Raw genomic sequence first — 14187 nt, forward strand, 5'->3', positions numbered from 1 at the left:
CCGCATGTGCGCGACGCACAGGGAACCTCCGCATGACGACCACGGTGCTGATCGTCGACGATGACCCGGTGCAGCGACGCCTGGCTGAGGCGACCATCCGGCGCTTCGGCTTCGAGGCCCGCACGGCCGAGAACGGCAGCGAGGGGCTCGCCCTGCTGCAGTCGGATGCAGGCATCGACGTCGTGCTGCTCGATCTGGTGATGCCGGGCGGGCTCGACGGGCTCGGCGTGCTGGCCGAGATGCGCAAGCTCGGCCTCGACACCCCGGTGATCGTCCAGACCGCCAACGGCTCGATCGACGCCGTCGTCACCGCCATGCGAGCGGGCGCCGTCGACTTCGTGGTGAAGCCCGCCGGAGCCGAGCGCCTGCAGGTCTCGATCAAGAACGCGCTGCGGGTCGACCAGCTGGAGGAGGAAGTCCGGCGCATGCGCCGCCGCGCGTCGGGCTCCCTGAGCTTCCGCGATCTCGCCTCGAAGAGCCCGGACATGGATCGGGTGATGCGCCTCGCCGAGCGGGCCGCGAAATCGAATATCCCGGTCCTGATCGAGGGCGAATCGGGTGTCGGAAAAGAGGTGCTGGCGCGAGCCATCCAGGGGTCCGGCGAGCGGCGCGGCAAGGCCTTCGTGACAGTCAATTGCGGGGCGATCCCCGACAATCTCGTGGAATCGACCCTGTTCGGGCACGAGAAGGGTGCCTTCACGGGCGCGACGGAGCGTCATCTCGGTAAGTTCGTCGAGGCTTCCGGCGGCACCCTGTTCCTCGACGAGATCGGCGAGTTGCCCCTCGATGCGCAGGTCAAGCTGCTGCGGGCGCTGCAGGAGGGCGAAGTCGATCCCGTCGGCGCCAAGCGCAGCGTCCGCGTCGACATCCGGCTGATCTCCGCGACGAATCGGTCCCTGCTCGATCTGGTCAAGCAGGGGCGCTTCCGCGAGGATCTCTATTACCGCCTCAATGTCTTCCCGATGACGCTGCCGCCGCTGCGCGCGCGGCGCGAGGACATTCCCGACCTCGTGCGCTCGTTCTGCGCCCGCTTCTCGGCGGAGGAGGGCAAGCGCATCCGGGCGATCGCCCCGGAGGCGATGGCGCTCCTGACGCGCTACGGCTGGCCCGGCAACGTGCGCCAGCTCGAGAACGCCCTGTTTCGCGCCGTGGTGCTCGCCGACGGCGACGAGCTGACCGTCGCCGAATTCCCGCAGATCGCCGCGCACGTGGAGGGGTTCGACGTCCGCATCCCGGCCGCGCCCGGACAGCCGGTCTCGGCCTCTGCCCTTCCGGAGCCGGTTCGCGAGATCGTCCGCGTCGAGGTACGCGACCCCCATTCCATGTCGCTGGTCGTCGAGGAGACCGGCGAGATGAAGACCATGGAGGCGCTCGAGGCCGAGATCATCCGCTACGCCCTGCAATTCTACCGCAGCCGGATGTCCGAGGTCTCGCGCCGCCTCGGTATCGGCCGCTCCACCCTCTACCGCAAGCTCAAGGACCTCGGCCTCGACGGCGACGACAAGGTCGACGACGCGGCGGCCTGACCATGCCGGTGACGCCACGGCGGCCCGGCGCCCGAAGCAGGGCAGGCCGGGGCGCCCTGCAGCGGTCGTTGCATACGGCCGCGCTTGATTCGCGTATACCTACAGGGACGGATCGCCTCGCGCGGTCCGATCCGAGGAGAGACACAGATGGGCGTCTCGCGCTCAGGCACCGTCGCACTGGCCGCGTTGATCGCCGCGGGATCGGCCGCTCCGGCCGCGCGCGCGATGGACGAACCGGTGCTGCGCACCGCCGCGGTCGGCTCCGCGGCGCCGAGCCCGCCGCAGGCGCCCGTCGCGGCGGAATCCGCTAAGCCGACGACCCCGGCGGAAGCTGTCGGCGTTCCGGTGGCGCCCGCTCCCGCCGCAGAAGAGACACCCGCCGAGCCGCCCGCATCCATCGCGGCGCCGGCGACGCCCGTCGCACCGAGCGATCCGGAGGCCGCTGCCCTCTTCCATCGACTCGGCGATGCCGCGCCGCTCCTGGCACGCCTGACCACCAAGGAGCGGGAGGCGATCAAGGCCTTCTACGCCCTCGGGGCCTTCAAGCTGGTCTGGATCGTCGACGGTGCCTACACGGCGGCCGCGAAAGCCGTCTCCGCCCGCCTCGCGGCCGCCGCCGAGGATGGCCTCGATCCACGCGCCTATCCGGTCCCGACGCTGCCGGCCTCCGCGGACGACAAGGCGGCCCTGGCGGACGCCGACCTGAAGCTCTCGGCGGCAGCGGCGCTCTACGCGCGCGACGCGCGGGGCGGCCGAGTCAATCTCGCATCGATCTCACGTCTGATCACGCCGACGCTCGACCTGCCGGCAGCCGACGCGGTCCTCGCGCGGATCGCGGGCGCGGGCGCCGAGGCGGGCGATCGGCTCCAGAGCTACAATCCGCACCAGCCGGGCTACCTCTCTCTCAAGGCGCGGCTCGCCGCCGCCCGCGGTCCGACGGTGACGAACGCGCCACCGCGTCTGCAGCTGCCTCCTGGCCCGGTCCTCCGGATCGGCATGCGCGACCGGCGGGTGCCGTTGCTGCGCAGCCATTTCGACATGCCGGTTCGAGCTGCCGGTACGCTCGAGTCCGGCCCGGGCGAAGCCGACGCCTACGATGCCGACGTTGCCGCGGCGGTGACGAAGTACCAGCGCGAACGCGGCCTGCCGGCGACCGGCACCCTCAACATCCAGACCGTGCTGGCACTGGCGGGATCCAATACGCGCCAGGCGACGGGTGCCGACGAGGCCGCCCTCATCGTCAACATGGAGCGCTGGCGCTGGCTGCCGTCCGACCTCGGGCCCGATTACGTGCTGGTGAACGTGCCCGAGTATCGCCTTCGTGTCTTCCGCGGCGGCGCCCTGCGGGACGAGACGCGGGTGATCGTAGGCAAGGCCGAATCGCCGACGCCTCTGTTCTCGGGGCTCATCGAGTATGCGGTGGTCAATCCGTCCTGGTACGTGCCGCCGTCGATCATGAAGACGATGCTGCCCAAGATCGCGGCCTATGGTGGCCAGACCTGGGGCGGCTACGAGGTCGTGCGTCGTGGCGGGCAGATCTCGCTGCGCCAGCCCCCGGGTGAGCGTAACGCGCTCGGTTTCATCAAATTCATGTTCCCGAACAATCACGCGGTCTACCTGCACGATACCCCGAACCGGTCGCTGTTCGGCCGGTCGGAGCGGGCACTCAGTCACGGCTGCGTGCGCGTGGACGACCCGTTCCGGTTCGGCGACGCCGTGCTGCCCGACGCCTGGACGAGCGAACGGCTGCGCAAACTGATCGGCAAGGGCGAGCGCACCATCCGCCTAGAGCAGAAGATCCCGGTGCATCTGGCCTACTTCACCGCCTACGTGGACGATGCCGGGGGCTATCGCACCCTTCCCGACATCTATGGCTACGACGCGCCGATGCGGGCCGCCCTCGGCCTGCCGGGGGGCGGCGGGCCGGCGATCGCGCGGGCGCCGTCCGAGCCGAAGCGGCGCGTGGCGGAGAGCCTCGAGCTGCCGGAGGCGCCCCGGCCCCGCCCGCGGCCGCATCGCGCGGCGCCGCGGACCGACCGTGCCGTCGCGGGGGCGTATGGCGATCCCGATCCCTGGGGCGCGCGCCCGGCTCCGGTCTATCGCGGCTGGTGGTAGCCCAGGTCCCGGCCAGCCTCGGGCCCGGGTTCCGGCTGCGAGGCGCCGTAGGACCGGCGCCGGACAAGAATCCGCGAGGGTGCGTGGACGCACTTGCGGGCACGATTTCGCCACGGTCTGACCTTAGCCGTTGCCCGGTAGGCGCTGCCGGAGGCCGGGATCCGATAACCGCGTGTTCACGGTCTTCGGTAACCTTGCCTTCACCATCAGGACCGCGCCGCGCGGATCGTTGAAGAGGGCCAGGACCATCGTGCGTCGGTTCCCCCGCCTCCGCCCGGCGCTTGCCGCCTCCCGCTCGCTCCGTCGGCTCGCGCTCGCGGTGTCGGGCATCGCTCTCGCCCTGGTCGCGGGGACGAGCGGCACCCAGGATGCGGTCGCCAACGGCGACACGCGCACGCTGACCATCTTCCACACCCACACCAAGGAGAGCGCCACCATCACGTTCCGGCGCGACGGGCGCTACGACCGCGCGGCTCTGGAGCAGCTCAACTGGCTGCTGCGCGACTGGCGCATCGACGAGCCGACCAAGATGGATCCGCGCCTGTTCGACACGGTGTGGGAGGCCTACCGGCAGGTCGGCGCGAACGAGCCGATCCACGTGGTCTCGGCCTATCGCTCGCCGGGCACCAACGCGATGCTGCGCCGTCGCTCGCGAATGGTGGCGGAATTCAGCCAGCACATGCTCGGCAAGGCGATGGACTTCTACCTGCCCGACGTCTCGGTCGATCAGATCCGCGCCGTCGGCATGCAGATGCAGCGCGGCGGGGTCGGGTGGTATCCGCATGCCGGCTCGCCCTTCGTGCATCTCGATGTGGGCTCGGTGCGGTCCTGGCCGCGCATGACGCACGACCAGCTCGCTCGCCTGTTCCCGGATGGCCGGACCGTTCACCTGCCGACCGACGGACACCCGCTCGCCCGCTACGAGGAGGCCCGCGCCGAGGTGCTCGCCCGCGGCGGCAGCGTCGCCGGCATCACCACCCAGGTCGCCGAGGCGGACATGGACGACGGCCCGAGCATCGCGGGGTTCCTGGCGAGCCTGTTCGGCCGATCCGACACGCCCGCCCCCGGACCGGTCCCGGCCACGGCCCGAGCGCGTCGCGCGCCCGTCGTCGCGGTCGCGAGCGCCGATCCCGAATCCCCGATCGGCACCCGCGCGGCCCTCGCCTATGCCGCGCCCGATGCCGGCGTGGCCCCGGTCCGCTCGCTTGAGCAGCGGGACGGCAAAGGCGTGGATGCCCGCGCGCTGCTGACCGCCGACCCGCCTGGCGCGGCGGGCGATGCGGCGTCGTCCGCCGTCCCGGCGGTTCTCGCGTCCGCGTTTCCCTCCGCTCTGGCGCCGCTGCCGCCGCGCCGTCCGGCGGACCTCGCGGCGATCGCGGCGGCGATCGCCATGCCTCTCCCGCCGCCGCGTCCGGTCCAGCTCGCTGCGATCGCACCGATCGCCCTAGGAGCCGCACCGCTCCCGCGGCCGGAGCTCGTGCAGAAGGCCGCCCTGCTGCCGGGTCCGAGCCGCCGAGCTCCGCTCGTCGGCGCCGACGCAGATCCCAAGGCCCAGCTTCGCGCGCTGTTCGAGGCCGCTGCGGCGGACGATCCGGCCGCGTCGGCCCCCGTGCGCGTTGCCCAGACGCGGACGCGGCGTGAGGGCGCGGCCGACGGGCTCGTGGCGGCGGCCCCGCAACCGGTCACGACACGCTTCGGGGCCGGCGATGCCCTCGCGACGCGGCAATTCAGCGGCTCGGCGACGCGGGCGATTTCGGGTCAGCGCTGACGCGCAACCGTCGGAGAGCCGCAGGCGCTCTGCGCAGCAGCCACTCTCGCGCCGACGCGGCGCGCCCGGATCGACGGGACGAGTCTGCGTTCAGAAAGCGGGCCGCGCCTGCTTCACGGCAAGCGCCGAGACCAGCGATGTCGCGTATCCGCCGCTGCCGGCGATGCGCTCGGCGTCCGCGCCGCTCTGCGTGGCGACCGCGAAGATCATGAGGCCCGCGGTCACGGTGCCGCCGAGCAGCGCCAGCGACCAGAGGCCGGCTCGCTCGACGATGCGTGGCAATCGCGCGACCGAGACAGTCTCGCCGAGGAGGAGAGGGGAGGGGCTCACGTCGCTCATGGCCGGGATTCCCGCGCGTGACCGGACGAGCCCGCGCGCTCGCGGGAGGCCACTAGCATTCAACGTGCCCGTACGGCGCAGGTTCGCCCCGGCGCCTCAATTTTTCCACAGGCCTTGAGGCCCATGGTTCGCAGGAGGTGAACGGCCCGGACATCCGGGTGTCCGGGCCGTCGCGCGGGCCGCTCAGCCTTCGCTGACCGCCGCCTTGCCGAGTGCGGCCTGCGCCGCGGCCAACCGGGCGATCGGCACGCGATACGGCGAGCACGAGACGTAATCGAGGCCGACGTCCTGGCAGAAGGCGATGGAGGCCGGGTCGCCGCCGTGCTCGCCGCAGATCCCGAGCTTGATGTCGGGCCGGGTCTTGCGCCCGCGCTCGACGCCGATGCGCACGAGTTCGCCGACGCCTTCCTGGTCGATCGTGACGAAGGGATCGGCGGGGAGGATGCCCTTCTGGGTATAGGGACCCAGGAAGGTCGCGGCGTCGTCGCGGGAGATGCCCAGGGCCGTCTGGGTCAGGTCGTTGGTGCCGAAGGAGAAGAATTCGGCGGTCTCGGCGATCTCGCCGGCCATCAGCGAGGCCCGCGGCAGCTCGATCATCGTGCCCACCTGATAATCAAGCGTGGCGTTTTTCTCGGCAGAGACTGCCTGCGCCATGGCATCGATGCTCGCCTTGACGATGTCGAACTCGGCGCGGGTGAAGACCAGCGGGACCATCACCTCCGGGGTCACCGGGGCCCCGGTCTCCTCCGCGGCCTGGACGGCGGCCTCGAAGATCGCCCGGGCCTGCATCTCGGCGATTTCCGGGAAGGCGATGGCGAGGCGGCAGCCGCGGAAGCCGAGCATCGGGTTGAATTCCGAGAGCTCGCGCATCCGGTGCCGGATCTTGTCCTCGGAGACCCCGGTGGCTTTGACCACCTCCTGCACCTCGGCATCCGAGTGCGGCAGGAACTCGTGCAGCGGCGGGTCGAGCAAACGGATCGTGACGGGCAGGCCCGACATGATCTTGAAGATCTCCGCGAAATCCTGCCGCTGGTAGGGAAGGATCTTGGCGAGCGCCGCGCGCCGCCCTTCCGCGTCGTCGGCCAGGATCATCTCGCGCACCGCGATGATGCGGTCGCCCTCGAAGAACATGTGCTCGGTGCGGCAGAGGCCGATCCCTTCCGCGCCGAAGCTGCGGGCGGTCTGGGCGTCGGTCGGGGTGTCGGCGTTCGTGCGCACCTTCATCGTGCGGTGGCTGTCGGCCCAGACCATCAGCGTGGCGAAGTCGCCGGAGAGCTCCGGCTCCAGCATCTTCACCTCACCCTGGAGCACCTGGCCCGTGGAGCCGTCGATCGTGATCCGATCGCCCGCCTTCAGGGTCACACCGCCGACCGAGAGGGTCTTGGCCTTGTAGTCGATGCGGATCGAGCCCACGCCGGACACGCAGGGCTTGCCCATGCCGCGGGCCACCACCGCCGCGTGGCTGGTCATGCCGCCGCGGGTGGTCAGGATGCCCTCGGAAGCGTGCATGCCGTGGATGTCCTCAGGGGACGTCTCGATGCGCACCAGGATGCACTTGCGCTCGGCCTTCTTGCAGGTCTCCGCATCCTCGGAGTTGAACACGATCTCGCCGGTGGCCGCGCCGGGCGAGGCCGGCAGGCCCGAGGCGATGACCTTGCGCTCGGCCTTCGGGTCGATGGTCGGGTGCAGGAGCTGGTCGAGCGCGGCCGGCTCGACGCGCAGCACCGCCTCTTCCTGGGAGATCAGGCCCTCGTTGGCGAGATCGACGGCGATGCGCAGCGCCGCCTTGGCGGTGCGCTTGCCGTTGCGGGTCTGGAGCATCCAGAGCTTCCCGCTCTCGATGGTGAACTCCATGTCCTGCATGTCGCGGTAGTGCTTCTCGAGGATCCCGTAGATCCGCGTCAGCTCGGCGAAGCTCTCGGGCATCGCCCGCTCCATCGACGGCTTGTCGGATTTCGCCTCGATGCGCGCCTTCTCGGTGATGTCCTGCGGGGTGCGGATGCCCGCCACCACGTCCTCGCCCTGCGCGTTGATCAGGAACTCGCCGTAGAGGGCCCGCTCGCCGGTCGAGGGATTGCGGGTGAAGGCGACGCCCGTGGCCGAGGTGTCGCCCATGTTGCCGAACACCATCGCCTGCACGTTGACCGCCGTGCCCCAGCTCTCCGGGATGCTGTTCAGCTCGCGGTACTTCTTGGCACGCGGGATCATCCAGGAATCGAAGACGGCGCCGATCGCGCCCCAGAGCTGGTCCTCGGCTCCCTGCGGGAAGTCGGAACCGTGCTCGTCCCGCACGATCTTCTTGTAGGTCTGGATCAAGGACTTCCAGTCCTCGGCGCCGAGCTCGGTGTCGAGCTCGAAGCCCTTGCCGGCCTTGTAGCTCTCCAGCGCCTCCTCGAAGGCGTGGTGCTCCACGCCGAGGACCACGTTCGAGTACATGGTGATGAAGCGGCGGTAGGAATCGTAGGCGAAGCGCGCGTCGCCGGAGCTCTCGGCCAGCGCCGCCACGGTCTCGTCGTTGAGGCCGAGATTCAGCACCGTGTCCATCATGCCGGGCATCGAGGCGCGCGCGCCCGAGCGAACCGAGACGAGCAGCGGGCTCGCCGCATCGCCGAAGGTGCGGCCGGTCAGCGCTCCCACCTTGGCCAGCGCCTCGGCGACCTGCGCCTTCAACTCGGGCGGATATTGCTTGGCGTGCGCGTAGTAGTAGGTGCAGACCTCGGTGGTGATCGTGAATCCGGGCGGCACGGGCAGGCCGAGATTGGACATCTCGGCGAGGTTCGCACCCTTGCCGCCGAGCAGGTTGCGCATCTGCGACTTGCCCTCGGCCTTGCCGTCGCCGAAGGCGTAGACCCACTTCGCGTTCTCCGCGGTGTCCTCGCTCGCCATATCGATTCCGTCCGTTGTCAATGCGTGCGCGACCGTCACCGGCCCGTCATCGCGGGTTGGACCATCTCGCGGTGCAACGCAAGGTGAACGGCCACGCCGGCCGTGAAGCTCGAGCGGGCCTGTCGCGGTCCTGCGAGGTCACGCTCAGCCTACATCAGGCCGCGAAACAGCCCCAGGCCGATCAGCCCGACCAGGATGAGGTAGGCGGCGACGATGTAATTCAGCAGCCGCGGCATGATCAGGATCAGCACGCCCGCCAGGATCGCGATCACGGGCTGGAGGTTCGAGATGGTGATGGTCATGGCAGCCTCGGGGCGCACGCGCGGCCCGGGCCGGGCCATAGCATGGCCGCGCCGGCTCGTCCCGGTCCGGCTCGCGGCGCCTCGCTGACGACGCCCGCAGGAGCTCGGCCGTTCGGCGGAGCAACGGAATAGTATTAATCCGGTCTTAAGGATGTTTTGAGATCGTTCGAGGTGGTCGAAGGATTGTGTTCTCATGCTCCACGCCGATCCCCTTATCCAGCGCCCGGCCCTCGTCAGCACCGGTTTGCTGCGGCACACCCTCGATGCGTTGCGGTCCGATGCGGCCTCGACCTCGGAAGTCTGGCGCCTCCTCACCGATCGCTACACCGTCGATCTCGACGCGGTCGCGGCCCTGATGCCGGTGGAGGAGCCTGAACCGATCTGGCTCGCCCCGCGCGGTTGAGACCGGCGCCGGGGGCAGGATCGCCGCCAGTCCTCCGGTGCGGACACCGACGCGCACGACCCAAGCACCAGGGGAGATCGAGTCCGGAAGCCAAGTCAGTCCCAGTTCAAGAAACACGCGGTGGCTCGGACGCCGGAGCACCCCGCGGACCTCTCGTTCACACGAAGAAAGGGTCCGTCATGTCCGATTTCCTGTCCGTTGCCCTCGTCTGCGCCGGCACGCTGCTGGCCCAGGACTGCTCCCGCGACACCGCCCTCGACGTCATCATCGCACCGGCCCATTCGGCGATGGAGTGCCTGATGTCCGGGCAGGCCATGGCCGCCGCGGCCGGCCTGCCGGGAGGGGAGGACCGCTATCTCAAGATCGCCTGCGAGCATCGCCGGACCGAGGATGCCGCCGCGCCCCGACGCGGCGTGCCTCCTGAGCCGGCGCCGTTTCAGGCCGGCACCGCCAGATTGTCGCCGACCTGCAGGGCGCCCCCCGCGATCACCTCGGCGTAGATGCCGCAATCGCGGTGGCCGAGGCGCGCGTCGAGCGTCCAGGGGATGTCGAAGTCCCGGATGCCGCTCACCGGATCGACGTTCGTTGCGGCGCAGCGCTGGGTGCGCTGGGTGAGCTTGAGACGCAGGCCGCTCGGGGCTTGGAGCACCGCGCCGGACATCCCGAGTTCGGCCCACGGTTCCAGGCCGTCGATCAGGAGGTTGCCGCGGAAGCGCAGCGGATCGACCGGCTCGCCGACGAAGGCCTCGATCGCCCGCACGCTCGCGAGATTGATGAGCGAGACGTAGCCGATCTTGGAATCGGTGAAGCGGTATTGCGGCGGCGCTGCGAGCACGCGGGGCTCGCCCCGGAGCGCGTGCGGCAGCAGGCGCCGCAGCAGGTCTTCCAGGGCGGCGCGCCCCTCCGGGCTGTCGAGCCGCGCCGCGATGGTCTCGCCCTCGGCCTCGATCCGGAGCGTCGCGGTTGCGTCGTCGTAACGGGTGCGCAGACGCGCCAGCGCCTCGTCGCGCATCAGCATCAGGTACTTGGTCTTCGGCTGGTGGCGCGGCGCCACGGCATTGAAGCCAGAGTCCCCGTTCTCGACGGCGTAGAGGCGGTCGCCCGGGAAATACCCGCTGGTCTCCAGGTCGGCGCGCGCCAGGGGCTCGGGGCTGAACCCCTTCACTGGATAGCGGTAGAGAGCCTTGACGGTGATCGATGCGGTCATGCGCGCAGCGTGGCCCTGAAATGCCGCTCCGTGCAAGCGCGGCGCTGCCCCTTGTGGTGCCCAAATACAACACCACATCGGCTGTACCGGCGGCCAACGGCGTCGGGGTCCTCGCGCGGCAGAGTGCCGGAGGACGACGTTTCGGTGGCGCCGCGCCTCTCATCGGGCGGCGGATGCCGGTACGGGAGGGTTCAGGAATGAATTTCGAGATCTACACCGAGCGCGCCCGCGGTTTCGTGCAGGCCGCCCAGAACCTCGCCCTGCGCGAGGGCCATCCCCAGCTTCAGCCCGGACATCTGCTGAAGGTCCTGCTCGACGATCCGGAGGGCCTGTGCGCCGGCCTGATCGACCGCGCGGGCGGCCAGTCGCGCGTGGCCCTGGCGCAGACCGAGCAGTGGCTCGCCAAGCAGCCGAAGGTGTCGGGCAACGCCGCGGCGCCCCAGGCCACCCGCGAGCTCGTGCGCCTGTTCGACACCGCCGAAAAGGCTGCCGAGAAGGCCGGCGACAGCTACGTCACCGTGGAGCGCCTGCTGCTGGCGCTCGCCGTCGAGGGCAACACGGAGGCCGGCCGCGCCCTGCAGGCCGCGGGCGTCACGCCCGCCTCGCTCAACGCCGCCATCAACGCGCTGCGCAAGGGGCGCACCGCCGACAACGCCTCGGCCGAGAACGCCTACGACGCCCTCAAGAAATACGCCCGTGACCTCACCGAGGCGGCGCGAGAAGGCAAGCTCGACCCGGTGATCGGCCGCGACGAGGAGATCCGGCGCACCATCCAGGTGCTGTCCCGGCGCACCAAGAACAATCCCGTGCTGATCGGCGAGCCCGGCGTCGGCAAGACCGCGATCGTCGAGGGGCTGGCGCTGCGCATCGTCAACGGCGACGTGCCCGAGAGCCTGCGGGAGAAATCGCTGCTCGCCCTCGACATGGGCTCCCTCATCGCGGGGGCGAAGTATCGCGGCGAGTTCGAGGAGCGGCTGAAGGGCGTGCTCTCCGAAGTCACAGCGGCCGAGGGCGGCATCATCCTGTTCATCGACGAGATGCACACCCTCGTGGGCGCCGGCAAGGCCGACGGGGCGATGGACGCGTCGAACCTCCTGAAGCCGGCGCTCGCCCGCGGCGAGCTGCACTGCGTCGGCGCCACCACGCTCGACGAGTACCGCAAGCATGTCGAGAAGGACGCGGCGCTGGCACGGCGCTTCCAGCCGGTCTTCGTCTCGGAGCCGACGGTGGCGGACACCGTCTCGATCCTGCGCGGCCTGAAGGAGAAGTACGAGCAGCACCACGGCGTGCGTATCCAGGATTCCGCCCTGGTGGCCGCCGCGACGCTCTCGAACCGCTACATCACCGACCGCTTCCTGCCCGACAAGGCGATCGACCTCGTCGACGAGGCGGGCTCGCGCCTGCGCATGCAGGTCGATTCGAAGCCCGAGGAGCTCGACAATATCGATCGCGAGATCGTGCGTCTGAAGATCGAGGGCGAGGCGCTCAAGAAGGAGACGGATTCCGCTTCCCGCGACCGGCTGCAGCGCCTGGAGAAGGAACTCGCCGACCTGGAGGAGCAATCCGCCACCATCACGGCGCGCTGGAGGGCCGAGAAGGACAAGCTCGGCGCGGCGGCCGAGTTGAAGAAGAAGCTCGACGAGGCCCGGACCGAGCTCGCCTCGGCCCAGCGCCAGGGCCAGTACCAGCGCGCGGGCGAACTCGCCTACGGGCAGATCCCGGGCCTGGAGAAGCAGCTCGCCGAGATCGAGGCCAAGGGTGACGGCGCGCGCGACGGGATGATGGAGGAGGCGGTGACGCCCCAGCACATCGCGGGCGTGGTCTCGCGCTGGACCGGCGTGCCCGTCGACAAGATGCTGGAGGGCGAGCGCGACAAGCTCCTCGCCATGGAGACGGCGCTCGCCAAGCGCGTCGTCGGCCAGCGCGAGGCGGTGGAGGCGGTCTCGACCGCGGTTCGCCGGGCGCGTGCCGGCCTGCAGGATCCGAACCGGCCGATCGGCTCGTTCATGTTCCTCGGCCCGACGGGCGTGGGCAAGACCGAGTTGACCAAGGCGCTCGCCGGCTTCCTGTTCGACGACGACACCGCGATGGTCCGCATCGACATGTCGGAATACATGGAGAAGCATGCCGTCGCCCGCCTGATCGGCGCGCCTCCGGGCTATGTCGGCTACGAGGAGGGCGGCGCCCTCACCGAGGCGGTGCGGCGGCGGCCCTACCAGGTCGTGCTGTTCGACGAGGTGGAGAAGGCGCATCCGGACGTGTTCAACGTCCTTCTGCAGGTGCTCGACGACGGGCGCCTGACCGACGGGCAGGGCCGCACGGTCGATTTCCGCAACACCCTGCTGATCATGACCTCGAATCTCGGGGCGGAGTACTTGGTGAACCAGCCCGCGGGCGAGGACACCGAGGCGGTCCGCGACGAGGTGATGGGCGTGGTGCGCGGACACTTCCGGCCGGAATTCCTCAACCGGATCGACGAGATCATCCTGTTCCACCGCCTGGCGCGCGGCGAGATGGGCGCGATCGTCGAGATCCAGCTCGGCCGGCTGCAGAAGCTCCTCGACGAGCGCAAGATCACGCTGGAGGTCGATGCGGACGCCCGCAACTGGCTCGCCGACAAGGGCTACGACCCCGCCTACGGGGCGCGTCCCCTCAAGCGCGTCATCCAGAAGAACGTCCAGGATCCCCTGGCCGAGCTGATCCTGTCGGGCCGGATCCACGACGGCGAGCATGTCCCGGTGAGCCTCGGGCCGCTCGGCCTGATCATCGGCGACATCTCGATCGGCTCCGAACGCCGCCCGCCGAGCGTGATGCTCAACTGACCGGGCGGGCCCCGGCGCAAGCCTGCGCCGGGGCCCGTCCCGGACTTCACCCGGCGTCCGCTGCGCCGGTCCCCCGCCGGAACCGCCGTGCTTGCGCGGCGCGCCGTTTCCATCGACAGAGGACGGATGACCGGCGGTCCTCTCACCTACGCCATCGGCGATATCCACGGCTGCTCCGACCTGCTCGACGCGCTGCTCGCCCGAATCGAGGCGCATGCGGACGGACGTCCGCGCCGGCTCGTCTTCCTCGGCGACTATGTCGACCGCGGCCCGGACAGCGCCGGGGTCGTCCGTACGGTGAGCCGGCTGGCCTGGAGCGAACCTGAGGCGGTCGCCTGCCTGATGGGCAACCACGAGGCCATGCTTCTCGAGAGCCTGCGGACGCCGGGGGCCGGAGAGCACTGGCTCTACAACGGCGGTGCCGAGACCCTCGCCTCCTACGGCGTAGAGGAGGCCGCCGCGTTGCCCGGCGACGTGCTCGACTGGCTCGAAGCCCTGCCGACCGTTCATGCGGATGCGCAGCGCTGGTACGTGCATGCCGGCTTCCGGCCGGGTTGCGTTCCCCCCGATCCCGAGATCCGCAATCGGCTCTGGATCCGTGAGCCGTTCCTCGAGGGCGACCATGATTTCGGGCGGCACGTCGTCCACGGCCATACGCCGCAGCAGACCGGCCGGCCCGAGCAGCGGCCCTTCCGAACCAATCTCGATACCGGCGCGGTCTACGGCGGCGCGCTCACCGCGGGCGTCTTCACGGACGAGCAGGGGCCGGCGGTCACCTTCCTGCAGGTCCGCGCGCCCTGATCCGATCGATCGGCGCCG

Annotated in this window: 11 protein-coding genes; 7 read left to right on the plus strand and 4 right to left on the minus strand. The window is 70.3% G+C overall.

Annotated elements, in window-relative coordinates; translation table 11 throughout:
* Positions 1–32 precede the first annotated feature (32 nt).
* The 3 genes from ACS5RC_RS04495 to ACS5RC_RS04505 all read left to right on the plus strand — a co-directional run bounded on the left by ACS5RC_RS04495 (position 33) and on the right by ACS5RC_RS04505 (position 5409).
* Positions 33–1526, plus strand: a complete 1494-nt coding sequence (locus tag ACS5RC_RS04495; RefSeq protein WP_478342601.1) for a sigma-54-dependent transcriptional regulator — start codon at positions 33–35, stop codon at positions 1524–1526.
* 147 nt (positions 1527–1673) lie between these two features.
* A complete protein-coding gene (locus tag ACS5RC_RS04500; protein ID WP_478342602.1) occupies positions 1674–3641 on the plus strand; it encodes a L,D-transpeptidase family protein in 1968 nt (655 codons plus the stop codon).
* 250 nt (positions 3642–3891) lie between these two features.
* Complete coding sequence (locus ACS5RC_RS04505) at positions 3892–5409, plus strand: peptidoglycan L,D-endopeptidase MepK (protein ID WP_478342603.1); 1518 nt, start codon at positions 3892–3894, stop codon at positions 5407–5409.
* Positions 5410–5499: 90 nt separating this feature from the next.
* Here ACS5RC_RS04505 and ACS5RC_RS04510 read toward each other — a convergent pair whose 3' ends face one another.
* The 3 genes from ACS5RC_RS04510 to ACS5RC_RS04520 form a co-directional block, all read right to left on the minus strand.
* Positions 5500–5748 (minus strand): hypothetical protein, encoded by a 249-nt coding sequence (locus tag ACS5RC_RS04510; RefSeq protein ID WP_478342604.1) that lies wholly within the window; start codon positions 5746–5748, stop codon positions 5500–5502.
* Between the two features lie 183 nt (positions 5749–5931).
* Positions 5932–8634 carry a pyruvate, phosphate dikinase gene (ppdK, locus tag ACS5RC_RS04515; protein ID WP_478342605.1) on the minus strand — a complete coding sequence of 901 codons (2703 nt, stop codon included), beginning with the start codon at positions 8632–8634 and terminating at the stop codon, positions 5932–5934.
* A gap of 149 nt (positions 8635–8783) precedes the next feature.
* Entirely contained in the window at positions 8784–8936 is a 153-nt protein-coding gene (locus ACS5RC_RS04520) for a DUF3096 domain-containing protein (RefSeq protein WP_478342606.1), read from the minus strand.
* A gap of 193 nt (positions 8937–9129) precedes the next feature.
* On the opposite strand from ACS5RC_RS04520, the gene ACS5RC_RS04525 reads away from it, so the two are divergent.
* Positions 9130–9339 (plus strand): hypothetical protein, encoded by a 210-nt coding sequence (locus ACS5RC_RS04525; protein WP_478342607.1) that lies wholly within the window; start codon positions 9130–9132, stop codon positions 9337–9339.
* 179 nt (positions 9340–9518) lie between these two features.
* Complete coding sequence (locus ACS5RC_RS04530; RefSeq protein ID WP_478342608.1) at positions 9519–9839, plus strand: hypothetical protein; 321 nt, start codon at positions 9519–9521, stop codon at positions 9837–9839.
* Here ACS5RC_RS04530 and ACS5RC_RS04535 read toward each other — a convergent pair.
* Positions 9776–10546 (minus strand): MOSC domain-containing protein, encoded by a 771-nt coding sequence (locus ACS5RC_RS04535; RefSeq protein ID WP_478342609.1) that lies wholly within the window; start codon positions 10544–10546, stop codon positions 9776–9778. The two genes, ACS5RC_RS04530 and ACS5RC_RS04535, sit on opposite strands and share 64 nt — an antisense overlap.
* A gap of 197 nt (positions 10547–10743) precedes the next feature.
* On the opposite strand from ACS5RC_RS04535, the gene clpB reads away from it, so the two are divergent.
* Entirely contained in the window at positions 10744–13368 is a 2625-nt protein-coding gene (gene clpB / locus ACS5RC_RS04540) for an ATP-dependent chaperone ClpB (RefSeq protein WP_478342610.1), read from the plus strand.
* Positions 13369–13494: 126 nt separating this feature from the next.
* Positions 13495–14169, plus strand: coding sequence for a metallophosphoesterase family protein (locus ACS5RC_RS04545; RefSeq protein WP_478342611.1), 675 nt, complete (start codon positions 13495–13497; stop codon positions 14167–14169).
* Positions 14170–14187 lie beyond the last annotated feature (18 nt).

Source organism: Methylobacterium sp. HJ2 (assembly GCF_056431005.1).

Bases quoted from the DNA above. Each gene is read 5' to 3' on its own strand.
- ACS5RC_RS04495 (WP_478342601.1), top strand. From the start codon at position 33: ATGACGACCACGGTGCTGATCGTCGACGATGACCCGGTGCAGCGACGC.
- ACS5RC_RS04500 (WP_478342602.1), top strand. From the start codon at position 1,674: ATGGGCGTCTCGCGCTCAGGCACCGTCGCACTGGCCGCGTTGATCGCC.
- ACS5RC_RS04510 (WP_478342604.1), bottom strand. From the start codon at position 5,748: ATGAGCGACGTGAGCCCCTCCCCTCTCCTCCTCGGCGAGACTGTCTCG.
- ppdK (WP_478342605.1), bottom strand. From the start codon at position 8,634: ATGGCGAGCGAGGACACCGCGGAGAACGCGAAGTGGGTCTACGCCTTC.
- ACS5RC_RS04520 (WP_478342606.1), bottom strand. From the start codon at position 8,936: ATGACCATCACCATCTCGAACCTCCAGCCCGTGATCGCGATCCTGGCG.
- ACS5RC_RS04525 (WP_478342607.1), top strand. From the start codon at position 9,130: ATGCTCCACGCCGATCCCCTTATCCAGCGCCCGGCCCTCGTCAGCACC.
- ACS5RC_RS04530 (WP_478342608.1), top strand. From the start codon at position 9,519: ATGTCCGATTTCCTGTCCGTTGCCCTCGTCTGCGCCGGCACGCTGCTG.
- ACS5RC_RS04535 (WP_478342609.1), bottom strand. From the start codon at position 10,546: ATGACCGCATCGATCACCGTCAAGGCTCTCTACCGCTATCCAGTGAAG.
- clpB (WP_478342610.1), top strand. From the start codon at position 10,744: ATGAATTTCGAGATCTACACCGAGCGCGCCCGCGGTTTCGTGCAGGCC.
- ACS5RC_RS04545 (WP_478342611.1), top strand. From the start codon at position 13,495: ATGACCGGCGGTCCTCTCACCTACGCCATCGGCGATATCCACGGCTGC.